This is a genomic window from Sphingomonas sp. ID0503 (assembly GCF_048565625.1).
GTDB lineage: Bacteria > Pseudomonadota > Alphaproteobacteria > Sphingomonadales > Sphingomonadaceae > JBLZUR01.
Window position 1 is genome coordinate 2,461,883 of record NZ_JBLZUR010000002.1, and the last position, 22,852, is coordinate 2,484,734.

The following is a 22,852-nucleotide window of genomic DNA, read 5'->3' on the forward strand; positions in this document are numbered from 1 at the left end:
CGTCACGAGAATCATGGCCGACATCATCTCCATCGACCCATGCACCGGCGAGACCGTGTGGCGTGCGCCGGCGGGGGATGTCGATGCGGCGGTGGCGGCGATCGCGGAGAGCTGGCCGATCTGGGCGGCGCGGCCGCTGAGCGTGCGGATCGAGACGATGCGGCGCTATGCCAATGCGATCCGAAAGCGAGCCGAGGAACTGGCGACGCTGATCTGCCGCGAAACGGGCAAGCCGCGCTGGGATGCGCGCGCCGAGGTCAACCTCGTCATCAACAAGATCGAGGCCTCGATCAGCGCCTATACGGAACGGACCTCGCAGCGGCGGCTGGAGGGGGAGCTGGGGCAGCGCGTCGCGGTGCGCCACAAACCGCATGGGGTGCTGGCGGTGCTCGGCGCGTGCAACCTGCCGGCGCATCTGCCGAATTCACATATCGTGCCCGCCTTGATCGCGGGGAACGGCATCGTCTTCAAGCCGTCGGAGAAGGCACCTGCGACGGGACAGCTGCTGGTCGAGTGCCTGATCGAGGCGGGGGTGCCGGCGTCCGCGATCATGTTCCTGCCCGGCGGGCCCGAAGAGGGTCGCGCGCTCGCCCGGCATCCCCTGATCGACGGGGTGCTGTTCACCGGGCGGACACGCAACGGGATTGAGATGCACCGCCAATTCGCCGACACGCCGCACAAGATCCTCGCACTGGAGATGAGCAGCAACAACGCCGCCGTCGTCTGGGACACGCCCGACCTGTTCACCGCCGCGACGATGGTGGTGCAGTCCGCCTTCCTGACGTCCGGCCAGCGCTGCACCGCCGTCCGCCGGGTGATCGTCCGCGACGGAGCGCATGAGGCTATCCTGGGCGAGATCGCGCGACTGACCGACCGGCTGATCGTCGGCGCGCCGGATGACGATCCCGTGCCGTTCATGGGACCGGTGATCGACAATGACGCGGCGGATGCGGTGCAGGCGCAGTTCCTCGACCTCGTGCTGCGCGGCGGGCGGCCGATCCGTCACCTCGGCCGGCCCGATCCCGACCGGCCGTTCCTGACCCCGGCAATCATCGATGTGACCGATGCGACCGAGCGGCCGGACGAGGAGATCTTCGGCCCGGTGCTGCAGGTGGTGCGGGTCGCCGACTTCGCGGGTGCGGTGGCAGAGGTGAACCGATCTCGCTACGGCCTGGGTGCGACGCTGATCGGCGGCGGGCCGGAACTGTACGACCGGTTCTGGGCGACGACGCGGGCGGGGCTGATCAACTGGAACCGACCGACCAGCGGCGCGCCGCTGAACGCCCCCTTCGGGGGACAGGGGCTGTCGGGTAACCAGCGCGCGAGCGCCTCCTATGCAGCGGATTTCTGCGCCTATCCGGTGGTGTCGGTCGAGGCGGAGAATGCGCGGGCGATGATCGGCGTGGGGTTGAGGGAGGCGGCGTGACCGCTTCATCCTCCCTGAGCTTGCTCGGGGAGGGGGACCAGCAAAGCTGGTGGCGGGGCGGGGCGTAGCACCGGCTTCGCCGGCCCCTCCACCACCGCCTTCGGCGGCGGTCCCCCTCCCCGCGCTTCGCGCAGGGAGGATGAGGCTCCAAAACTTTCCTACACCTTCCCCAACCGATCCTCGCTTGTGGGCGCGGGGCATCCGGCCCATCTGGCGGACCATGCCAGGTCCCCTCGATCCCAACGCGCGCGGCAAGGTCGTGCTGGTCGGTGCCGGCCCCGGTGATCCGGGTCTGCTCACCGTCAGGGCGGTGGAGGCGCTGCGGTCCGCCGATGTGGTCGTGCATGACGGGCTGATCGACCCGCGTGTGCTCGATTATGCGCCGGCCCATGCGCAGCGCATCTCGGTCGCCAAGCGGCGCGACCGCCATACCTTGCCGCAGGAGGCGATCAACGCGCTGGTGGTGGCGCATGTCCGCACCGGTGCGGTGGTCGTGCGGCTGAAGGGCGGCGATCCCTTCGTCTTCGGGCGCGGGGGCGAGGAGGTCGAGGCGGTGCGTGCGGCGGGCATGCCGGTCGAGGTGATCCCCGGTGTTTCGGCGGCGCTCGGCTGCGCGGCGGAGGCGATGCTGCCGCTTACGCACCGCGATTGGTCGAGCGCGGTCAGCTTCGTCGCGGGCCAGTGCAAGGGTTTGAGCGAACAGGACTGGACGGGGCTGGCCGGCAAGGGCCGCACCCTCGTGATCTACATGGGCGTGTGGTCGGGCGGGTGCATCGCCGACAAGCTGATGACCGACGGCCTTGCACCCGATCTGCCGGTGGCGGTGCTGGAGCGGGGTACGCTGCCCGGTGCCCGTGCGATGCGGACGATCCTCGCCGATCTCGGCGGGATGCTGGAGCGGGAGAAGGTGGTCAGCCCGGCGATCATCGTGGTCGGCGAGGTGGTCGAGCTCTCCGACGCGGAGGACAAGCTGCGCGTTCTTGCGGGCCGAGCGGAGGCGTTGTCGTGAAGATCCTGACCGGCAACGACCTGGAGAGCGGCGATGTGGTCTGGTGGACCGGGCGCGGCTGGTCTCGCCATGTCGCCGAGGCAGTGGATGTGGGCGATCAGGGTGCGGCGATCCTGGCGGTCGAGGAAGCGGCGCGACGGGTGAACGTGGCGTATCAGATCGAGGCGCTGCCCTCCCCCGACGGCCCCCGCCCGGCGCATATCAAGGATCGCATCCGCGCCTATGGGCCGACGGTGCGCCCGGACCTGTCGCTCGCGCCGGGCGACGAGGGTGCCCTGGAACGGATCGTCTGAGGAAGCAGAATGTACCGTTACGACGAATATGATCAGGCGATGGTCGATGCCCGCGTGGAGGAGTTCCGCGGGCAGGTGGAGCGGCGCCTGTCGGGCGAGCTGACGGAGGACCAGTTCAAGCCGCTCCGGCTGATGAACGGACTCTATCTGCAGCTGCACGCCTATATGCTGCGCGTGGCGGTGCCCTATGGCACGCTGGACGGGCGGCAGATGCACATGCTGGCGCATATCGCGCGCAAGTACGACCGTGGGTACGGGCATTTCACGACGCGGCAGAACATCCAGTACAACTGGATCAAGCTGGACCAGACGCCGGATATCCTGGCCGAGCTGGCGACCGTCGAGATGCACGCCATCCAGACCAGCGGCAATTGCATCCGCAACATCTCCTCCGACCAATATGCCGGAGCGGCGGCGGACGAGGTGGCGGACCCTCGCCCCTGGGCCGAACTGCTGCGCCAGTGGAGCACGTTCCACCCGGAGTTCAGCTACCTGCCGCGCAAGTTCAAGATCGCGGTGATCGCGGCCGAGGAAGATCGCGCGGCGATGCGGCTGCACGACATCGGGCTACAGCTAAAGCGGAACGAAGCGGGCGAGCTGGGCGCGGCGGTCTATGCGGGCGGCGGCATGGGGCGCACGCCGATGATCGCGCCGCTGATCCGCGACTTCGTGAGTGCGGACGATCTGCTCAGCTACGTCGAGGCGTGCCTGCGCGTCTACAATCGCTACGGCCGGCGCGACAACATGTACAAGGCGCGGATCAAGATCCTGATCCACGAGATCGGCGCGGACGAATACCGCCGTCAGGTGGAGGAGGAGTTTCTCCATGTGAAGACGCTGGGGCTCGACCCGCCCTTGGCCGAGTTCGAGCGGATCAGCGCGTTCTTCGCAGCCCCCGCCTTCGACGCGGATGCGCCTGATGTGGTTGACCGCAGCGATCCCGATTTCGCGGTCTGGCTGGATCAACAGACGGCGGCGCACAAGCAGCCGGGCTATGCGATTGTGAACATCAGCCTGAAGCCGATCGGCGGCATTCCTGGCGACGCTACGGCCGACCAGATCGACGTGATGGCGGACCTCGCCACCCGCTACGGCTTCGACGAGCTGCGGGTGACGCATGCGCAGAACATCGTCCTGCCGCATGTCCGCAAGGCCGATCTCTACGCGGTGTGGCAGATCCTGTCGGAAGCGGGGCTGGCTGACGCCAATCTCGACCTCATCACCGACATGATCGCCTGCCCCGGCCTCGACTATTGCTCGCTCGCCAATGCGCGTTCGATCCCGGTGGCGCAGAAGATCTCCGAGCGGTTCGCGGGCCAGCAGCATGACCTCGGCGAGCTGAAGCTGAAGATCTCCGGCTGCATCAACGCCTGCGGGCACCACCACGCCGGTCATATCGGCATCCTCGGCGTCGACCGGAAAGGCGAGGAGAACTACCAGCTCTCCTTCGGCGGATCGGGCGCGGAGGACGTCAGCCTCGCCAAGATCGTCGGCCCCGGCTTCTCCGAAGACGGCGTGGTCGATGCGATCGAAAAGGCGACCGACGTCTACAAGGCCTTGCGGCAGGATGGCGAGCGGTTCCTCGACACCTATCGCCGCGTCGGCCTCGATCCGTTCAAGGCGGCGATCTATGGGTGATGCAACTGTCTCAATCCTCCCCAAGCTTGCTTGGGGAGGGGGACCAGCGAAGCTGGTGGAGGGGCCGGCGCGTAGACGGCGGTTGCACCTCCGCCCCTCCACCACGCCGCTTCGCGTTGCGGTCCCCCTCCCCAAGCTGCGCTCAGGGAGGATGTTTGCATGAGCATCATCCGCCTACGTACCGACGCCGTGCACGAAGAGCCGGCCGTCACGCTCGACTCCTTCCTCGGCCAGTCGAACGCGACCGCCGTGCGGATCGAGCCGGGCGAGGACGTGCGGCGTCTTCTGCCGCATCTCGACCGCATCGCGCTTATCGAAGTTTCTTTTCCGGCGTTCCGCGACGGGCGGGGCTATTCCGCCGCGTCGATTCTGCGCGAGGCGGGATATGTGGGCGAGCTGCGGGCCGAGGGCGACGTGCTGATCGACCAGCTCAGCCATATGCGCCGCTGCGGCTTCGACAGCTTCGCGCCGAGGAACCCGATCGACGCCGACGCGGCCGAGCGGGCCTTCGCCACCTGGGACCATGTCTATCAGGGCGCAGCCGATGGGCGCGCGCCGATCTGGAAACTGCGTCATGGCTGAGGCGGCACGCAGGATCGACATGCTGGACGTGCGGCCGGCCTTCACCCAGGCCGACGCCGATGCGCTGAACGCGCGCTTTGCCGGCGTGGACGCGCGGACGATGCTGCGCACCCTGTTCCGGGAGGGCACGCTCGGGCGGACGGCGGTGGTCTCCTCCTTCGGCACGGAGAGCGCGGTGCTGCTCCACCTCGTCGCCGATGCGGATCCGGAGATCCCGGTGCTGTTCGTCGATACGCTGAAGATGTTTCCGGAGACGCTGGAATATCGCGAGGCGCTTCTCGACCGGCTGGGTGTCGTCAACCGGGCGGTGGTGACGCCGGATGCCGAGGTGCTGGCGAGGAAGGACGAGAACGGGTTGCGCTGGTCCTACGACCCGGACGGCTGCTGCGAGATCCGCAAGGTCGAGCCGCTGAAGCGTGCCAAGGAGGGCCTGGACAGCTGGATCTCTGGCCGCAAGGCGTTCCAGTCGGTCACCCGCCAGTCGCTGCCCCGCTTCGAGGTCGAGGACGGGCGGCTGAAGATCAACCCGCTCGGCGACTGGGTGAAGGCGGATCTGGAGGCGTATTTCGTGGCGCACGATCTGCCCCGTCACCCGCTGGAGGCGCAGGGTTATTTGTCAATCGGCTGCGCGCCCTGCACCAGCAAGGTCATGCCGGGCGAGGACCCGCGCGCCGGGCGCTGGCGCGGCTGGGACAAGGTGGAGTGCGGGATCCACGTTTCAGCGACGGATGATCCGGCGAACGAGCCGGCGTTCTGACATCCGTCGTCACCCCAGCGAAGGCTGGGGTCGGCGGACGTATTCCCCTATATCAAGCGATCCCAGCCTTCGCTGGGATGACGTGACGGGTGCCGGAGTGCGGTTCAGGACCGCATGCTGTCCGGCATGTACCGGTCGTCGGCATAATCCGCGAACTTCGTATATTTCGCCTCGAACGCCAGTTTCACGCGGCCGGTGGCGCCGTGGCGCTGCTTGGCGACGATGACTTCGGCCATGCCGAACGCCTCCTGCATCTTGCCCGCCCATTCGTCATGGGTGGAGACGGTCTTGGCGTCGTCGTTCGCGCCGGGAACCTTCGGCTCGGTGTTCTTGAGGTAGTATTCCTCGCGGTAGACGAAGAGGACGATGTCGGCATCCTGCTCGATCGAGCCGGATTCGCGCAGGTCCGAGAGCTGCGGGCGCTTGTCCTCGCGCTGTTCGACGGCGCGGCTGAGCTGGGAGAGGGCGAGGACGGGGACGTGGAGTTCCTTGGCGAGCTGCTTGAGGCCGCGGCTGATCTCCGAGATTTCCTGCACGCGGTTGCCGTCCCCCGACTTGCCCGAACCCTGGAGGAGCTGGAGGTAGTCGACGACGATGAAGTCGACGCCGCGCTGGCGCTTGAGACGGCGGGCGCGGGTGCGGAGCGCGGCGATGGTGAGGCCGGGCGTGTCGTCGATGTAGAGCGGCAGGCTTTCGAGATCGGCGGCGGCGCGGGCGAGGTTGCGGAAATCGGCCTGGCTGATCTTGCCCATGCGGAGGTCCTCGGAGCTGATCCGCGATTGCTCCGACAGGATACGCGTGGCGAGCTGGTCCGCCGACATTTCGAGGCTGAAGAAGGCGACGGCGGCGCCGGCGGATTTGCTGTCCTCGATCCCGTCCTCCCGATCGCGGACGAGGCGGCGGGCAGTGTTGAAGGCGATGTTGGTGGCGAGCGCGGTCTTGCCCATGCCGGGACGGCCGGCGAGGATGAGAAGGTCGGAGCGGTGGAGGCCGCCCATCTTGGCGTTCAGCGCCTCCAGCCCCGTGGTGATGCCGGAGAGATGGCCGCCGGAGTTGAGCGCCTTCTCGGCGGTCTCGACGGCGAGGCGGGTGGCCTGGGCGAAGGTCTTGACCGAGCCTTGCTCTCCGCCCTCCTCCGCCACCTTGTAGAGCGCGACCTCGGCTGCCTCGATCTGACCCTTGGGGTCGACGGCGTCGCTGGTGTCGGTGGCGCTGGTCACCATGTCCCGGCCGACGCCGACGAGCGCGCGGAGGAGCGCCAGGTCGTAGATCTGCTGGGCGAAGTCGCGCGCGCCGATCAGGGCGGCGCCGCTGCCGGTCAGTTGCGCGAGATAGGCGGGACCGCCGACCGCCTTCATCCCCTCATCCGCCTCGAACATCGGGCGCAGCGTGACGGGATTGGCGATCATGTTGCGGTCGGCGAGCTTCAGCACCGCCTCGTAGATGCGGCCGTGGAGAGGATCGTAGAAATGGTCGGCGCGCAGCCGCGTCTGCACCTCCTCCACCAGTCGGTTGTCGATCAGCATCGCGCCGAGCAGCGCCGCCTCCGCGTCGACATTATGGGGCAGCTTGGGCGCGACGGCCGCGTCTTCCGCGACGATTCGGAGGGCTTCGGGCATGGCCGCACCATCGCGCGGATTGCAGGCCGGTGACAATCGCGAAGCGCGCAAGCGTGCGGCGATTGTGTCCGGCGCGACGACCGCCTAACCGGGTGGGATGGCCGAGCCGCGCATCATCGCTGTCGAACTAGACGAACGGACGATCATTCGCCGGTCGGAGGTGGTCGAGCGCGAGCGCGAGGTGGCGGTGACCGATCTTCTCGCCGAGAATCATTTCGCGCCGGTGACGGCCTATCCCGGCGGCTATGCGGGTCCGTTCCGGGTGATGCTGCGTGTGGCGGACGGGCGGCTGGCGATCGATATCGCGGCTGAGGATGGGACCGCGCTGGAGACGATCACGCTGGGGCTAACGCGGTTTCGGAAGCTGGTGCGCGATTATTTCGCGATCGTCGACAGCTATTACCGGGCGCTGGGGCAAGCGACGGCTCAGGCGATCGAGCCGATCGACATGGCGAGGCGCGGCATCCACAACGAAGCGGCGGAGACGCTGCAGGAGTGCCTGGCCGGCAAGGTCGACGTCGATTTCGACACCGCGCGGCGGCTGTTCACGCTGATCTGCGTGCTGCACATCAAGGCCTGAGGGGAAAGAAGAGCGCGATGTCCGTGATGTCCGACAAGTGGATCCGCGCGCGGGCGACGGAAGACCGGATGATCGAGCCGTTCGTCGAGGCGCAGCGGCGCGACGGGTGCATCAGCTACGGCCTGTCCTCCTATGGCTACGACGCGCGGGTGTCCGACGAGTTCAAGATCTTCACCAACATCGACAGCGCGGTGGTGGACCCCAAGGACTTCGCGGCCAACAGCTTCGTCGATCGCAAGACTGACGTGTGCATCATCCCGCCAAACAGCTTCGCGCTGGCCCGCACGGTCGAGTATTTCCGGGTGCCGCGCGACGTGCTGGTGATCTGCCTGGGCAAGTCGACCTATGCGCGCTGCGGGATCATCGTGAACGTGACGCCGCTGGAACCCGGCTGGGAAGGGCATGTCACGCTGGAATTCTCCAATACGACGCCACTGCCCGCGAAGATCTACGCAAATGAGGGGGCGTGCCAGTTCCTGTTCCTGCAGGGGAACGAGCCTTGCGAGGTGAGCTACGCCGACCGGGCAGGAAAATATATGAGGCAGCAAGGGGTGACGCTGCCGCGGCTATAGGGCGCCCCTTTATCATTTGCCGCGGCGTAACCATTCTCGAGCTGCCTTCCCCTCCATCGTCATCCCGCGGAGGCGGGGATCCACCGGGCGGCAGGCGCAGCGCCCCGTTTCCAAAGAAAGAGCGCGTTGCACCGTGGATCCCCGCCTTCGCGGGGATGACGGGGTGGGAGGGCCAGCGACGAGAGGAGAACGGCGAGCGTCGCTCTTGTTGCGCCTACCCCTCCACCGCCTTCGGCGGTCCCCCTCCCCCTCCGGGGGAGGATGAGCTTGTCTGCTTGGCCGAAGGTTCCGAAGGTTCCGGGAAAACGACAACGCGCCGGGTCCCCGGAGCAGTCGATCAATCTTCCGGGCCAGGATTGACCATCAGTTCTTCGGCGACGGCCTCGGTGCGGGCGCGGATCGCCTTTTCTAGGCGGTCGGCTACCTCCGGATTCTCGCGCAGGTAGTTCTTCGAATTCTCGCGGCCCTGGCCGATGCGGATCGAGTCGTAGCTGAACCAGGCGCCCGATTTCTCGACCAGCCCGGCCTTGACGCCGAGGTCGAGGATCTCGCCGACCTTGGAGATGCCTTCCCCGTACATGATGTCGAATTCGACCTGCTTGAACGGCGGCGACACCTTGTTCTTGACCACCTTCACGCGCGTCGTGTTGCCGACGATGTCCTCGCGCTCCTTGATCTGGCCGGTGCGGCGGATGTCGAGGCGGACCGAGGCGTAGAACTTCAGCGCATTGCCGCCGGTCGTCGTCTCCGGCGAGCCGTACATCACGCCGATCTTCATGCGGATCTGGTTGATGAAGATGACGACGCAACGCGAGCGGCTGATCGAGCCAGTGATCTTGCGGAGCGCCTGGGACATGAGGCGCGCCTGCAGGCCGACATGGCTGTCGCCCATCTCGCCCTCGATCTCCGCGCGGGGCACCAGCGCGGCGACCGAATCGATCACCAGCACGTCGATCGCGTTGGAGCGGATCAGCGTGTCTGCGATCTCCAGCGCCTGCTCACCGGTGTCGGGCTGCGACACGATCAGTTCGTCGATGTCGCAGCCGAGCTTCTTCGCATAGACCGGATCGAGCGCATGTTCGGCATCGACGAAGGCGGCGGTGCCGCCCGCTTTCTGCGCCTCGGCAATGGCGTGGAGCGCCAGCGTGGTCTTGCCCGAGCTTTCCGGGCCGAACACCTCGATGATGCGGCCGCGCGGCAGGCCGCCGATGCCGAGCGCGATGTCGAGGCCGAGCGAACCGGTGGACACCGCCTCGATCTGCATCGCTTCCCGGCTGCCCAGCTTCATCGCAGAGCCCTTGCCGAAGGCGCGGTCGATCTGCGCCAGTGCGGCGTCGAGCGCCTTCTGCCTGTCTGAATTCACGCCCGTCCCCTCGGATCCGATCACTTTAAGCTGTGCGGCCACGGCCTGCCTCCCTGCTAGATCGTCGCGCCTGAATGGGCAACGGGAAGCGCTCATGTATCCTGTTTGTTCCGTTCGAACAAGGGGAGAACACAGGTAAGATTGGCAAGCCTGCTTCGCTTAGGTTATGACGGCAGCGCAATAGCTTGCGTGTGCGACGCGCGGAAAGGGCGGACTTCATGCGGGTCGCATTGCTGGAAGACGATCCCGCCCTGTCGGTCCAGATGGCCGAGATACTGGAAGGCGATGGACGCGACTGCCGGAGCTTCGGCACGGTCGCCGCGATCGAAACGGGTTTGCGCCGCGACACGTTCGACCTGCTGATCCTGGACTGGATGCTGCCCGACGGCACCGCGATCGACCTGCTTCACCGCCTGCGCCAGAGCGACAAGCCGGTGCCGCCGACGATCATCGTCACGGTGCGCGATGCGGAGGGGGACATCGTCACCGCGCTGCAGGCCGGGGCCGATGATTACCTGACCAAGCCGATCCGCCCTGCCGAGTTCCGTGCGCGCGTCGGCGCGCTGCTGCGGCGGACCTATCCGGTCTCGAGGGAAACGCAGTTGACCTTCGGCGCCTATGTCTTCGACCAGCCGAGCGCGACCCTGACGGTGAACGGCGAGCGGGTGGTGCTGACGGGCAAGGAGTATGAGCTCGCGCTCCTCCTCTTCCAGAACATGCATCGGCCGCTGTCGCGGGCGTACATCATGGAACGCGCCTGGGGCCTCGCGGCCGACCTGCCGACCCGCACGCTGGACGTCCACATCTCTCGCCTGCGGTCCAAGCTGAACTTGCGGCCGGAAACGGGGTTCAGGCTCACCTCGCTGCACAATTACGGCTATCGGCTCGACCAGATCGAAGCGGGGGCCGCGGAGCCCGCCTACTCCTCGTAGCCGTCGAGATAGAGGTAGCTGTCGTCGAACTCCGCCACTTCGCGCAGGCCGGCGAGATCGTGGACATCGACGCGCCCCCGACGGAACGTCGCCAGCCCCCGTTCGCGGATCTGGCGAAGGGTGCGGTTCACATGGACGGCGGTCAGCCCCATGCACTCGCCGAGCTCCGACTGATTCAGCGGGAATTCGAAGCTGTCGCCCTTCATCAGGCCCACCACGTCCAGGCGCGTGTGAAGTTCGCAGAACAAAGCGGCCACGCGGGACAGGGCGGTGCGGCTGCCGAGCGAGACGACCCATTCGCGATGGATCGCGGCGTCGAGATTGGTCGAGAACCAATAGAGCCGCATGATGCGGGGAAAGGCATCGACCAGCTCACCGATCCTCTCATGCGGGACGATGGCGATCCGGGCATCGGTTATGGTGAGAATGCTGTGGTCGAGACGCTTCAGCGTGAACCCGTGCAGGTCGGCAAAGTCGCCGGGAACATGGAGTTCGCTGATCTGGCGATGCCCCCCGGCCAGGTCCTTGTAGCGCGCGAGGAACCCTTCAACCACCAGCATGCTGGTGGAGAGCCGGTCGCCCTGGCGCACCACGGTCATGCCGCGACGAAACTCCCGCACCTCCGCAACGGTCGCACGGATGGCGTGCTGTTCCTCCGCGGTAAGCTGATGTCTAGCGTGTAATCGCGCGAGGTGGCGTTCGATCATCAGTCGCCGGGCGCACGCACATGCAGCGCCTCGGTAAACGCGACATACAGGACGTCTCCGCCGCCGTCCTTCCGCACTGTCATGTGACCCTTCATGTCGAGCGTCCCATCATGGACCTCGGCACTTAGCAGAGACCGGATGTCGCGAACAGCGGCTTCGCGGGCATCGTCCAGATTGGACAATTCGCGCCCCTCCTCATCGGTCGTGGCGCCGGTGCGGTTGTGAAGGTCGAAGAAGTACCGTGTCATGCGCGCGAAACGCACATGAACGCACAAGTTTCCTACTGCCCGAACAGCCGGCCGAGCGCGGCGGCGACGCCATCCATGGTGAAGGGCTTGTTCAGCACCGGAGCGGCGGCATGGCGGGCGGGCGGCGGATCGACATGCCCGCCGGTCGCCAGCAGAAAGGGGATTCCCGCATCCGCCAAAGCGTCGGCAACGGGCCAGCTCGGCTCGCCCCCGCGCAGATGCACGTCGAGGATGGCCGCACCGAAGCCGCCCTGCCCCACGCGCGCGACAGCATCGGCGACGTTGTCTACATTGCCGGCGGCGGGGTGATCCAGCATCTCGAGGAAATCCTCGAGCATCATGGCGATCAGCGGCTCATCCTCGACAATCAGGACCGCGGGCTTCCCGCTCATCTAACCCCCTACAGGAACGCAAGGGCCGTAGATGGAAAGAAACCGGCGCGGCGTCAATCACTTCAACCCGGCGGCGTCCCGGGCAGCCTCGGCCAGCTGCTGGACCGAGAACGGCTTTGGCAGGAAAGCGACGCGGTCGAGGTCGATCGAGCGGCGCAACTGCTCCTCGGCATAGCCGGACATGAAGAGGACCGGAATGTCGGGAAGCTTCTCGCGGATGGTGCGGACCATCGTCGGGCCGTCCATCACCGGCATCACCACGTCCGAGATGAGAAGATCGATCGCAAGATCCCGCTCCTCCAGCAGTTCGAGCGCCTCTTCGCCGTTGGAGGCGGTGACCACGGCATAGCCCTGGCGGGTGAGCGCGCGTTCGGCCACGGCGCGGACCATGTCCTCGTCCTCGACGAGGAGGACGGTGCCGGTGCCCCAAAGCTCGTTGGCCTTGGCGGGCGCGGCTTTCGCGGCGGGAGCGGCGGCCGTCTCGGCATGGTGGACGGGCAGGTAGATCGTGAAGCTCGTCCCCTCCCCCATCACCGAATCGGCGAAGATGAAGCCTCCGGTCTGCTTAACGATGCCGTAGACGGTGGAGAGGCCGAGGCCGGTGCCCTTGCCGACCTCCTTGGTGGTGAAGAACGGCTCGAACACCTTGCCGATGATGTCAGGCGGGATGCCGGTGCCGGTGTCGGCGATCTTGAGGGCGGTGTAGTCGACCACCGGCATGATCTCGCTGTCGATCCGTTTCACCTGGGATGCGGGGACCGCGAAAGTCTGGATGGTCAGCGTGCCGCCGTCCGGCATAGCATCGCGCGAATTGACCGCGAGGTTGACGATCACCTGCTCCAGCTGACCCGGGTCGGCGCGGACGGTGCCGAGGTCGCGGCCATGCTTGACGGTCAGCGTGACCGTTTCGCCGAGCAGGCGCTTGAGGAGGTTCGACACCTCCGACACCACGTCCGGCACCTGCAGGAGCTGGGGACGGAGCGTCTGCTGGCGCGAGAAGGCGAGGAGCTGGCGGGTCAGGCCGGCGGCGCGGTTGGAGTTGTGCTTGATCTGCTGGATGTCGTCATAGTCGCTGTCGCCCGGCGAATGACGCATCATCATCAGGTCGCAATGGCCGATGATCGCGGTCAGGATGTTGTTGAAATCGTGGGCGACGCCGCCGGCGAGCTGGCCGACCGCCTGCATCTTGGTCGCCTGCGCCACCTGACGCTTCAGCTTCACCTCTTCGGAATTGTCCTTCAGGCTGAGGAGGACGGTGGCGTCGCCAAGGCCGCGTGCGCTGGCGATGGTCAGCGCCACCGGCTCGTCGGGGCGATCCTTCAGGCGGACGGCGAGGTCGGTGGCGAAGGCCGTGCCGCCGCTCGCGAAGCGGCGCACGGCGTCGGCGACGGCGCCCTTGTCCTCCTTTTCGACGAGGTCGCTGGGGTAGACCGGTCGCGTTTCGGGCGTGATGCCGGCGGCATGTTCGAACGCCTGGTTGAAGAACAGGAAGCGGCCGTCGCGGTCGGCGAGCGCGAGGCCGAGCGGGAGCATCGACAGGAGGGCGTTGAGATGCCCTTCCGCCGCGGCGCTGGCGCGGGCGCCGGGATGCTCGTCGAGGAGGAGGAAGAGGGCGTCGGAGTCCGGATCGTCGCGCAGGGGAACCTGCACGAAGCGGAGCGGACTGGCGCTCTCCCCCTCGTTTGCGAAGCGGATCAGGTCGTCGGTGCCGGCGGTCAGGAGCGTGATGAAGTCCTGGCCGTCGATACGGGCGGAAAGGCCGCCCAGCGCACGATGCAGGAAGACGGGATTGGCTTCGAGGAGCGTGCCGTCGCCGGCGACGAGCGCGACCATCAGCCCCGCCTCGCCCAGGCGGCGGCCGGCGGCACCGGAGATCAGCCGCCGTGCCTGATCGACCAGGTCGATCGTCTCGGCGCGACGAAAGCGCCAGACGAGATGGTCCTGCGCATAGCCGGCGCGGGTGACCTCGACATCGATCGCATCGCCGCCGATCCGGACGTCCGCCGCAACCGCATTGCCGTCGCGCCAGGCGACCCGCTCGGTCTCGGCCAGCCTGCCATCGCCATCGGCGGCGCCGGGATTGGTGAACTCGCCCAGCCAGGCGGCGAAGCGGTCGTTGGCGCAGATCAGCGCGCCGCCCCGGCCGGTCACCGCCACCGCCTCGTCCGAGGCGCCGGCGGCGACGCGGAGGAGCGGCCAGTCCGCCTCCGGCGCGGCAGAGGCGAGCGCCGCCTGGCGGCGGGTCGACAGGATCACCGCCAGGCCGGCGAAGAGCGCGGCGGCGAACAGACCGGCGGCCGCAAGACTCCCGAGCGCGAGGCAGACGAGCGCCACCGACAGGATAGCGAGCCCGCCGACGATCCAGAGGTGAAGCTGGCCGGCCGGCCGGTCCTCAGGTTCGTCGAAGCTCAGCAGGCTTTGGCTCGCCACTGTCTATTCTACCAGATCCGCACGCGGCCATCGGGCGCGAGGTACAGCTTCTCGCCGGCCTTCGGCTTGAACGCATCGTACCAGGGATCGAGATTGCGCACGACCGCCGCGCGCTCGGCCGAAGGCGAGTGCGGGTCGGTCTTCAGCCGCGAGCGCAGATTGTTCTCACGGTAGCTGCGCCTCCAGACCTGCGCCCAGCCGAGGTAGAAGCGCTGGTCGCCGGTATAGCCGTCGATCACCGCCGCAGGCCTGCCGCCCAGCGACAGCTTGTAGGCGTCATAGGCGACGGTCAGGCCGGCCAGATCGGCGATGTTCTCGCCGAGGGTCAGCGCGCCCTTCACATGTTCGCCGGGCAGCGGCTCATAGGCGTCGTACTGCGCGACCAGCTTGTCAGTGAGCGAGGTGAAGCGGGTGACGTCCGCAGGCGTCCACCAGTCGGCGAGGCGGCCGGTCGGGTCGTATTTGCGGCCCTGATCGTCGAAATGATGGCTGAGCTCGTGACCGATGACCGCGCCGATGCCGCCATAGTTCACCGCCGGATCAGCCTTCGGGTCGAAGAACGGCGCCTGGAGGATGGCGGCTGGGAAGACGATCTCGTTCCACACCGGATTGGCGTAGGCGTTGATCTCCATCGGCGTCATCTGCCACTCGGACCGATCGGCCGGCTTGCCGAGCTTGGCGGCATTGAAGGCCCAGGTCGCCTCCTTGGCGCGGGCGTAGTTGCCGATCAGGTCGTCACGCTTCACGACCAACGTCGAATAGTCGCGCCACTTTTCGGGATAGCCGATCTTGGGCGTGAAGGCGGCGAGCTTCTGCAGCGCCTTGGCCTTGGTCTCCGGCGACATCCAGGCGAGCTTTTCGAGGCGCGGCTTCCACGCGGCGAGGATGTTGCGGATCAGCTGGTCCGCCGCCGCCTTGGTCTCCGGCGGGAACCACTTTTGGACGTACACCTGCCCAAGTTCGTCGGCCATGCCGGTCTTGACCAGATAGACGCCCCGCTTCCAGCGCGGCTGATCCTCCGGCGTGCCGTTCAGCGCCTTGTCGCGATAGGCGAAGCGCGCATCGACGAAAGGCTTCGACAAATAGAGCGCCGCGTCGTCGAGGGTGAGCGCCCAGGCGTAGTCCTTGAGCACGGCGAGCGGAGTGTCAGCAATCGCCTTGGCAGCACCCGTGATCGCCGAGGGCTGGGCAATGAGGAAGCGCTGCTGCCCTTCGAAGCCCGCCGCCTTCAGGAAGGCGGTCCAGTCCAGGCCGGGCGCGTTCCGGTCGAAGTCGGCGCGGGTCCAGATGTTGTAGGTCTTGTCCGCATCGCGGCTCTCGGTGCGGGTCCACCACACCTTGGCGAGCTTCGCCTCGAAATCGAGAATCGCCTGCGCGCGCGCCGCCCCATCCTTTTCGCCCGCCAGCGTGAAGAGCTGGGTGAGATATGCGGCAGCGGCGGTCTTCGCCTCGACCAGCTTGGGATCGCTTTCGAGGTAATAGTCGCGGTCGGGGAGGAAAAGGTTGCCCTGCTTTACCGACACGATCGGCTGGTCGGGGTTCTTGTCATCCAGCTGGACCTGCATCTTCACGGGGCCGAGGGTGATGACCTCGCCATAGAGGCCGTCGGGGTCCCAGCCGCGCGTCGCGCCGAATGCCGCCGCCGCGCCGCCCTTGTCCTTGATCGCGGCGATCTTCGCGAGCGTGGGCTTCAGAGGGGTCAGCCCCTTCGCCTCGACCGCCGCCTCATCGACATAGCTGGCATAGAGGTCGCCGATCTTGCTGCCGGGTCGGGCGGCGGCGGTCTGCAGGATGTCCACCGTGCGCGCCTGGCTGAGTTCGTCGAGGACGGTGAACAGGCCGTAGTTCGACCGATCGGCGGGGATCGGCGTGTTCTTCTCCCACGCGCCATTGGCGAAGTGGTAGAAATCGTCGCCAGGCTTCACGCCCTTGTCCATGCCGGCAGTGTCGAAGCCGAAATCGCCGTATTTCGGCGTGGCGAGCTTCGCCGGGCTGGTGTCGGGGGTCGTCTGGGCAAAGGCGGTGCCGGCGATCATGGTGCTGGCGAGAAGTGCGAGGATGGTTTTCATCGTTATCCCTCGGTTGGCTGGATGGCGCGCGACGCTAGTCCCTTCCTTGGGGCGATCAACCCCGGATGGCGCGATTATGTTGCCGCTGCTTCCACTTATGCGCGATCCATCCGCGCCAGATGAGGCCGGCCGCGACATAGCCGACGCTGCCGGCGACGCTGGCGATGGTGAAGAGACCGAGGATTAGCGCGGGTGCGGCATCGGAGAGCAGCCAGGCCTTCCACTGCAGCCAGTCCGCCCCCTCCCGATACAGGGCCATCAGCGTGGCGGGATCGGCATGGAGGCCGAACACCGTGCTGCCCACCCAGATCGCGGTGAGAATGATGAGGGGGGTGGTGACCGGATTGGTGAGGAGCGTCGTGCCCGCCGTCAGCGGCACATTGGCGCGGAAGGGCACCGCGATCAGCGCGGCGCTGGCGAACTGCACGAAGGGTATCATGATGAAGATGCCGGCGAACAGGCCGAGCCCGATCGCGCGGGGCACCGAGCGGCGGGTGAAGCGCCAGAGCGCCGGTTGCAAGAGGAGATGCGCGACCGGCCGGATCCAGCGGTTCGCCTCAAGCTGCTCCCGCGTCGGCATGGCGGCGCGGAGCTGATCGGCGAGCCAGGTCTTTCGCTCAGCCACGTTCCCGCATCAGCCTCTGCTGATCGCGCTTCCAGTCGCGGTCCTTCTGGGTGTCGCGCTTGTCGTGAAGCTTCTTGCCCTTCCCCAGCGCGATCTCGACCTTGGCGCGGCCGCGGGCGTTGAAGTAGATCGACAGCGGCACCAGCGTCATTCCCTCGCGGGTTAGCGCCTTGAACATCCTTTCGATCTGCCGTTCGTGCAGCAGCAGTTTGCGGGGCCGCTTGGGCTCGTGGTTGAAGCGGTTGCCGTGGCTGAACTCGGGCACATTGGCGTTGATCAGCCAGACCTCGCCATTCTTCACCTCGGCATAGCTCTCCGCGATGGAGCCCTCGCCGAAGCGCAGCGACTTCACTTCGGTGCCGGTCAGCGCGATGCCGGCCTCAAAGAAGTCTTCCAGATAATAGTCGAACTTCGCCCGCCGGTTTTCGGCCAGGATCTTGGTCTTCTCGAATTCTGCGGGGCGAGGACGGGCCATGACTCTATTCTGACGTCATCCCAGCGAAGGCTGGGATCGCTTGGAGTCGAGCGCACGCAAAGCCCTCGCCGACCCCAGTCTTCGCTGGGGTGACAATGTCAGGGCAAGTCAAATCAGCCCCGCATGGCGGAGCGCCGCATCGACCGCGCGGCGGCTCGCCTCGCTGGCGGGCGTCATCGGCAGGCGGATATCGTCGGGAAAGTCGCGGGTCACGGCAAGCGCGTATTTGGTCGGGCCGGGTGAAGCATCGCTGAACAACGCGGCATGGAGCGGAAAGAGCCGGTCCTGCAGCGCCAGCGCGTCGGCCCAGCGCCCTTCCAGGCAGGCAGACTGGAAATCGGCGCAGAGGCGCGGCGCGACATTGGCGGTGACCGAGATGCAGCCGACCCCGCCCATCGCCATAAAGCCGAGCGCCATGTCGTCATTGCCCGACAGCTGGCAGAACTCCGTGCCGCAGAGCAGGCGGTGGGCGGAGACGCGCTCGACCTTGCCGCTGGCGTCCTTGATGCCGACCACGCCGGGCAGCTTCGCGATCTCGCCCAAGGTCTCGGGCAGCACGTCCGTTACCGTGCGGCCGGGCACATTGTAGAGGATGATCGGCAGGTCGCAGCGTTCGGTCAGATAGCGGTAATGCGCGAGAATGCCGTCCTGATTGGGGCGGTTGTAATAGGGCAGCACGACGAGGGCGGCGGCGGCGCCCGCCTTCTTCGCGCTCTCCATATGCTCCAGCGCGACAAGCGTGTCGTTCGATCCGCAGCCGGCGATCACCGGCACCCGGCCCGCCGCCTGCTCGACACAGACCGCGACGACGCGGTTGTGCTCCTCGATCGACATCGTCGCGGATTCGCCAGTGGTGCCGCAGGGGACGAGCGCCGAGGAACCCTCCGCCACCTGCCAGTCGACGAAGGCGCGAAACACCGACTCGTCGAAGCGGCCGTCGCGGAAAGGCGTCACCAACGCCGGGATCGATCCGCTGAACATGGGCATTCGCTCCCTTCCCGACCGCACCCTTCACGATCGCACAATGGCACGTCATAGTCGCGCCATGACGCGTAACCGTAACCTTCGCGGGCCTGATAGGGACCGCCGCCGCCACCTGTCCAGCGTACTGAAGCGCGGGGTGGCCATGTTCGCCCTCGTCGCTTCGGTCGCGGCTGCCGCCGCCACGCTGACGGCGGATCAGCAGAGCTGGTATCGCGCCCGCCTCGGCGTTCCAGGCAGTGCGATGCCGGCGGTGCAGCCGCAGCCCGATGCGCTGGCGGAGACGATCGTCCGCTGGAACCAGCTGCAGCAATCCGATAGCTGGCAATTCGCGGATTACAGCCAGTTCCTGCTCGCGCACCCCGGCTGGCCCGGCGAGTCGGCGATGCGCCGCGCGGCGGAGCGGCAGCTGAACCTCGACAGCTATGTGCCGGCGCAGGCTGTGGCGTTCTTCACCCGCTTCCCGCCGCTCACCTCCACCGGCCGGGCGAAATATGCAGAGGCGCTTCTGTCCTCCGGCAAGCCCGATCTCGCCCGCAAGGAGGCGGTGGCGGTGTGGACCCGGTCCACCATGCCGCCCGATGTCGAGGCGCGGCTGCAATCCCGCTTCGGCGCGAGCTTCGACCAGATTGCGCAGGATCAGCGGATGGAGGCGCTGCTGTGGAAGCGCTCGACCGCCGCCGCGATGCGCCAGATGGCGGTCGTCTCTCCCGCCCGCCGCCCGATCTATTCGGCGCGGCTGGTGCTGCAACGGAAAGACCCCGGCGCTCTGGCGGTGGTGACGGCGCTCGGCCCCGCGGCGGAGACCGATGCCGGCCTGCTCGCCGACACGGCCCTGTGGATGCGCGACAGCACCCGCAGCCTGGAGGCCCGCGCGCTGCTCGCCAAAGACGTGCGGCTCGACGCGCCGCCTTACGATCCCGCCGCCTGGCTGGAGACCTTGGTGACCATCGCGCGGGGTGCGGCGGCGGACAACCAGTGGACCAATGTGCTCGGCATCGCCAAGAAGCTCGACCAGACCTACCCGGCCGGCACCTTCGTGCGCGACCGCGATTTCGGCGAGCGCGACGATTACACGACGCTCGCCTGGCTGGGCGGAATGGCGGCGATGAAGCAGGGGCGGGCGGCCGAGGCGATCCCGCTGTTCGAGCGCTACGCCAATGCCGCGAAGAGCCCGCAGTCGCAGTCCAAGGGCATGTACTGGGCCGGCCGCGCCGCCCATGTGGCGCGCGACGAGGCGACGGCGCAGCGCTTCTGGACCAGCGCCGCCTCCTACCCCGACCAGTTCTATGGCCAGCTTGCCAATGAGCGGCTGGGCCGTCCCCTCGCCCCGCCCCCGCCGCTCAACGCCAGCCAGGTGACGGCGGGAGCGCGCGCGGCTTTCGAGGCGCAGGAACTGGTCCGCGCGGTGCGGATGATCGGCGAGCTTGGCGACTGGCAGGACCAGACCAAGTTCATCCGCGCGCTCGCCACGACGGCGGGCTCCGACATGGATCATGTGCTGGTGGCGGAATTGGCGCAGAAGATAGGGCGACCGGATCTCGGCGTCATCATGGCGCGGGCGGCGCGGCTGAACGGCGGGTCCGACTATGTGCGCACCGGCTTTCCGACGCTGGCCATTGCGGAGCCGCTCCGCCCCTACTGGACGCAGATCCACGCCATCGCCCGGCAGGAGAGCCAGTTCGACCGCATGGCCGTCAGCCAGGCCGGCGCACGCGGTATGATGCAGCTGATGCCCGGCACCGCGCGGGAGCAGTCGGGCAAGATGGGCCTGCCCTATGACAATATGCGGCTGACCAGCGATCCCACCTACAACCAGACGCTCGGCACCGCGTACTTCCAGCGCATCCTTGACCAGTTCGGCGGCAGCTATCCGCTGGCCGTCGCCGCCTACAATGCCGGGCCGGGCAATGTACGGAAGTGGATCGCGCAGAACGGCGACCCGCGCCTGCCGGGCGTCGACATCGTCCAGTGGATCGAACTGATCCCCTTCACCGAGACGCGCAATTACGTGCAGCGCGTGCTGGAGAACGCGGTCATCTACGACATGCTGAACCCGAACAAGCAGGCGCCCGCAACGATGCCGCTCAGCCGCTATCTCGGCAAGACGACGCCGGGTTGAGGTCAGAGGCCCACGGTGCTCCTGCGAAAGCAGGAGCCTCTGCGCCACGCCCGTGTATAGGCTCCTGCTTTCGCAGGAGCACGGTGAAGCGTTCGGAAGCGATATGGAAAAGAGCAACCCGATCACCGCCGCCGGCTTCGCCGCTCTTCGCGCGGAATATATCGACCTGTTCGAGGTCGAGCGCCCGAAGCTGGTCGAGACGATCAGCTGGGCGGCGGGGAACGGCGACCGGTCGGAAAACGGCGACTATATCTACGGCCGCAAGCGCCTGCGCGAGATCGACCGGCGGACCAACTTCCTGTCGAAACGGATGGCGGCGGCGCAGGTGATCGACCCCGCGCGCCAGCCGGACAAGGCGCGCGTCTGGTTCGGCGCGACCGTCACCATCGCCGACGAGGAGGAAAACGAGCGCGTCGTGACGCTCGTCGGCGAGGACGAGGCGGAGGCGGGCGCCGGGCGGATCAGCTGGAAGAGCCCGCTTGCCCGCGCGCTGAAGGGCGCGGGGATCGGTGACGTACGCGGCGTCGACCTGCCCGCTGGCCGCAAGGAATATGAGGTGGTCGCGATCGCATATCCGTCGTGCTGATCCGGCCGTTCGAGGCGCGCGATGCGGAGGCGGTCGCGGCAATCCTGATCCCGACAATCCGCGCCGGCGAGACGCTGGCGCACCCGCGCGACATGGCCCCCGATGATGCGGTGGCGCTGTGGACCAGTGCCGAGCGCGAGACCTTCGTCGCCGAGGCGGATGGCGCGGTGGTCGGAATCTACTATCTGCGTCGCAACCAGGATGGCGGCGGCGCGCATGTCGCCAATTGCGGCTATGCCACCGCCGCCGGGCAGACCGGCAAGGGCGTGGCCCGCGCGATGTGTGAGCACAGCATCATGCGGGCGCGGGAACGCGGGTTTGCGGCGATCCAGTTCAACTTCGTGGTCAGCACGAACGAGCGGGCGGTGGCGCTATGGCAATCCTGCGGCTTCGAGATCGTGGGGCGCTTGCCGGGTGCGTTCCGGCATCCGGTGCTCGGGGATGTGGACGCGCTGGTGATGTACCGGCGGGTCTGATCCCCATCACATCCCCAGCCTCGTTCGCGCTGAGCTTGTCGAAGCGCCAGTGAGACGGCGCGGGGGCTTCGACAGGCTCAGCCCGAACGGCGTGGGACAGATCAGACGTCCACCTTCTTGCCCCACACCCCGCGCGCCAGTTCCGCCACGGCCTCGTCGATGGGCGGCGGGGTCATGTCCACCGCCGCCTCCAGCCGCTCCGCCACATGGGTGAGTGCGGCGATGCGGGCGGCCTTCTTGTTGTTGCCGTCGATCACCGTCCACGGCGCGACCTCCGTATCGGTCCGCTCGAACATCTCCGCCATCGCGACAAGGTAGTCCTCGCGCCGTGCGCGGTTGCGGAAGTCCTCCGCACCGGTCTTCCACCGCTTCCACGGATGTTCGATGCGGGCGCGCAGGCGCTTGTCCTGCACCTTGGCGCTGACATGGGGGAACAGCTTTACGATCGTAGTGCCATGGGCGATCTGCTGCGCCTCGAACGCGTTGATCTCGTCATAGCCGCGCCGCCACTCGCTCTCGGCGGCATAGCCCTCCACCCGCTCTACCAGCACGCGCCCGTACCAGCTGCGGTCGAACACCGCGATCTGGCCCTTGCCGGGCAGGCGGTTCCAGAACCGCCAGAGGAAGTGGTGCGCGGCCTCCTCCGCGCTCGGCGCGGAGATCGGCCAGACCTTGTAGTGGCGCGGGTCCCAGCGGCCGGTCATCCGCTGGATGATCCCGCCCTTTCCGGACGCGTCCCACCCCTCCAGCACGACGATCGCGCTGCGCCCATGGACGATATGCGCCACCTGCGCGCGCGCCAGCCGATCCTGCACGGCGAAGAGGTCAGCCTCGTAATCGCCCTTGTACTTGTGGCCGTTCTCGAACTTGGCGAGGTCGATCATGTCTTCTCCTGAGCGGGAATTCGCCGAACCGCCGCCCGGGCCGTATCGTTCCGAAACCGAACCGCGACCCGCACGTTCAGCCCGCC

General features: G+C 67.3%; 23 protein-coding genes. 12 read left to right on the forward strand and 11 right to left on the reverse strand.

The window, feature by feature from the left end; translation table 11 throughout:
- Positions 1–13 precede the first annotated feature (13 nt).
- From ACM608_RS13065 to ACM608_RS13090, 6 genes are all read left to right on the forward strand, one after another.
- Positions 14–1,426, forward strand: a complete 1,413-nt coding sequence (locus tag ACM608_RS13065) for a succinylglutamate-semialdehyde dehydrogenase (protein ID WP_419683717.1) — start codon at positions 14–16, stop codon at positions 1,424–1,426.
- Between the two features lie 220 nt (positions 1,427–1,646).
- Positions 1,647–2,435: a uroporphyrinogen-III C-methyltransferase gene (cobA, locus tag ACM608_RS13070; protein ID WP_419683719.1), complete on the forward strand. Its 789-nt coding sequence runs from the start codon at positions 1,647–1,649 to the stop codon at positions 2,433–2,435.
- Positions 2,432–2,728, forward strand: coding sequence for a DUF2849 domain-containing protein (locus ACM608_RS13075; RefSeq protein ID WP_419683721.1), 297 nt, complete (start codon positions 2,432–2,434; stop codon positions 2,726–2,728). The genes cobA and ACM608_RS13075 overlap by 4 nt, the downstream gene beginning before the upstream one ends.
- Before the next feature lie 9 nt (positions 2,729–2,737).
- Positions 2,738–4,366: a nitrite/sulfite reductase gene (locus ACM608_RS13080; protein ID WP_419683722.1), complete on the forward strand. Its 1,629-nt coding sequence runs from the start codon at positions 2,738–2,740 to the stop codon at positions 4,364–4,366.
- A 159-nt stretch (positions 4,367–4,525) separates the two neighbouring features.
- Positions 4,526–4,948, forward strand: a complete 423-nt coding sequence (locus ACM608_RS13085) for a DUF934 domain-containing protein (protein ID WP_419683724.1) — start codon at positions 4,526–4,528, stop codon at positions 4,946–4,948.
- On the forward strand, positions 4,941–5,705 hold the full coding sequence (locus tag ACM608_RS13090; protein ID WP_419683726.1) for a phosphoadenylyl-sulfate reductase: 765 nt from the start codon (positions 4,941–4,943) through the stop codon (positions 5,703–5,705). Before ACM608_RS13085 ends, ACM608_RS13090 begins: the two co-directional genes overlap by 8 nt.
- A gap of 104 nt (positions 5,706–5,809) precedes the next feature.
- Here the strand turns inward: ACM608_RS13090 and ACM608_RS13095 are convergent, their stop codons facing one another.
- Positions 5,810–7,324: a replicative DNA helicase gene (locus ACM608_RS13095; RefSeq protein WP_419683728.1), complete on the reverse strand. Its 1,515-nt coding sequence runs from the start codon at positions 7,322–7,324 to the stop codon at positions 5,810–5,812.
- A 97-nt stretch (positions 7,325–7,421) separates the two neighbouring features.
- On the opposite strand from ACM608_RS13095, the gene ACM608_RS13100 reads away from it, so the two are divergent.
- On the forward strand, positions 7,422–7,904 hold the full coding sequence (locus ACM608_RS13100; protein ID WP_419683729.1) for a UPF0262 family protein: 483 nt from the start codon (positions 7,422–7,424) through the stop codon (positions 7,902–7,904).
- A gap of 17 nt (positions 7,905–7,921) precedes the next feature.
- Positions 7,922–8,476 carry a dCTP deaminase gene (gene dcd, locus ACM608_RS13105; RefSeq protein ID WP_419683731.1) on the forward strand — a complete coding sequence of 185 codons (555 nt, stop codon included), beginning with the start codon at positions 7,922–7,924 and terminating at the stop codon, positions 8,474–8,476.
- Between the two features lie 337 nt (positions 8,477–8,813).
- On the opposite strand, the gene recA is transcribed toward dcd, so the two are convergent.
- Entirely contained in the window at positions 8,814–9,881 is a 1,068-nt protein-coding gene (gene recA, locus ACM608_RS13110) for a recombinase RecA (protein ID WP_419683733.1), read from the reverse strand.
- A 176-nt stretch (positions 9,882–10,057) separates the two neighbouring features.
- Between recA and ACM608_RS13115 the strand changes: the two genes are divergently transcribed.
- Entirely contained in the window at positions 10,058–10,771 is a 714-nt protein-coding gene (locus ACM608_RS13115) for a response regulator transcription factor (RefSeq protein ID WP_419683735.1), read from the forward strand.
- On the opposite strand, the gene ACM608_RS13120 is transcribed toward ACM608_RS13115, so the two are convergent.
- The 8 genes from ACM608_RS13120 to dapA all read right to left on the reverse strand — a co-directional run bounded on the left by ACM608_RS13120 (position 10,759) and on the right by dapA (position 18,698).
- Positions 10,759–11,478: a Crp/Fnr family transcriptional regulator gene (locus ACM608_RS13120; RefSeq protein ID WP_419683737.1), complete on the reverse strand. Its 720-nt coding sequence runs from the start codon at positions 11,476–11,478 to the stop codon at positions 10,759–10,761. The two genes, ACM608_RS13115 and ACM608_RS13120, sit on opposite strands and share 13 nt — an antisense overlap.
- The gene (locus tag ACM608_RS13125) at positions 11,478–11,741 is read right to left on the reverse strand and encodes a DUF6894 family protein (RefSeq protein WP_419683738.1); all 264 of its coding nucleotides are present in this window, start codon (positions 11,739–11,741) and stop codon (positions 11,478–11,480) included. The genes ACM608_RS13120 and ACM608_RS13125 overlap by 1 nt, the downstream gene beginning before the upstream one ends.
- Positions 11,742–11,758: 17 nt before the next feature.
- A complete protein-coding gene (locus ACM608_RS13130; protein WP_419683740.1) occupies positions 11,759–12,118 on the reverse strand; it encodes a response regulator in 360 nt (119 codons plus the stop codon).
- Positions 12,119–12,175: 57 nt separating this feature from the next.
- Positions 12,176–14,548 (reverse strand): response regulator, encoded by a 2,373-nt coding sequence (locus ACM608_RS13135; protein WP_419683742.1) that lies wholly within the window; start codon positions 14,546–14,548, stop codon positions 12,176–12,178.
- An 8-nt stretch (positions 14,549–14,556) separates the two neighbouring features.
- Entirely contained in the window at positions 14,557–16,617 is a 2,061-nt protein-coding gene (locus ACM608_RS13140) for a M13 family metallopeptidase (protein WP_419683744.1), read from the reverse strand.
- Between the two features lie 55 nt (positions 16,618–16,672).
- Complete coding sequence (locus tag ACM608_RS13145) at positions 16,673–17,242, reverse strand: DUF2062 domain-containing protein (protein ID WP_419683746.1); 570 nt, start codon at positions 17,240–17,242, stop codon at positions 16,673–16,675.
- Positions 17,235–17,717: an SsrA-binding protein SmpB gene (gene smpB, locus ACM608_RS13150; RefSeq protein ID WP_419683748.1), complete on the reverse strand. Its 483-nt coding sequence runs from the start codon at positions 17,715–17,717 to the stop codon at positions 17,235–17,237. The genes ACM608_RS13145 and smpB overlap by 8 nt, the downstream gene beginning before the upstream one ends.
- Positions 17,718–17,825: 108 nt before the next feature.
- On the reverse strand, positions 17,826–18,698 hold the full coding sequence (gene dapA, locus ACM608_RS13155; protein WP_419685204.1) for a 4-hydroxy-tetrahydrodipicolinate synthase: 873 nt from the start codon (positions 18,696–18,698) through the stop codon (positions 17,826–17,828).
- Positions 18,699–18,762: 64 nt separating this feature from the next.
- Here dapA and ACM608_RS13160 point away from each other — a divergent pair, with 64 nt between their 5' ends.
- From ACM608_RS13160 to ACM608_RS13170, 3 genes are all read left to right on the forward strand, one after another.
- Positions 18,763–20,820 (forward strand): transglycosylase SLT domain-containing protein, encoded by a 2,058-nt coding sequence (locus ACM608_RS13160; protein WP_419683750.1) that lies wholly within the window; start codon positions 18,763–18,765, stop codon positions 20,818–20,820.
- 103 nt (positions 20,821–20,923) lie between these two features.
- Positions 20,924–21,406 (forward strand): transcription elongation factor GreB, encoded by a 483-nt coding sequence (greB, locus tag ACM608_RS13165; protein ID WP_419683752.1) that lies wholly within the window; start codon positions 20,924–20,926, stop codon positions 21,404–21,406.
- Positions 21,400–21,882, forward strand: coding sequence for an N-acetyltransferase family protein (locus ACM608_RS13170; RefSeq protein WP_419683754.1), 483 nt, complete (start codon positions 21,400–21,402; stop codon positions 21,880–21,882). Before greB ends, ACM608_RS13170 begins: the two co-directional genes overlap by 7 nt.
- Positions 21,883–21,983: 101 nt before the next feature.
- Here ACM608_RS13170 and ACM608_RS13175 read toward each other — a convergent pair whose 3' ends face one another.
- A complete protein-coding gene (locus tag ACM608_RS13175; RefSeq protein ID WP_419683756.1) occupies positions 21,984–22,766 on the reverse strand; it encodes a polyphosphate kinase 2 family protein in 783 nt (260 codons plus the stop codon).
- Positions 22,767–22,852 lie beyond the last annotated feature (86 nt).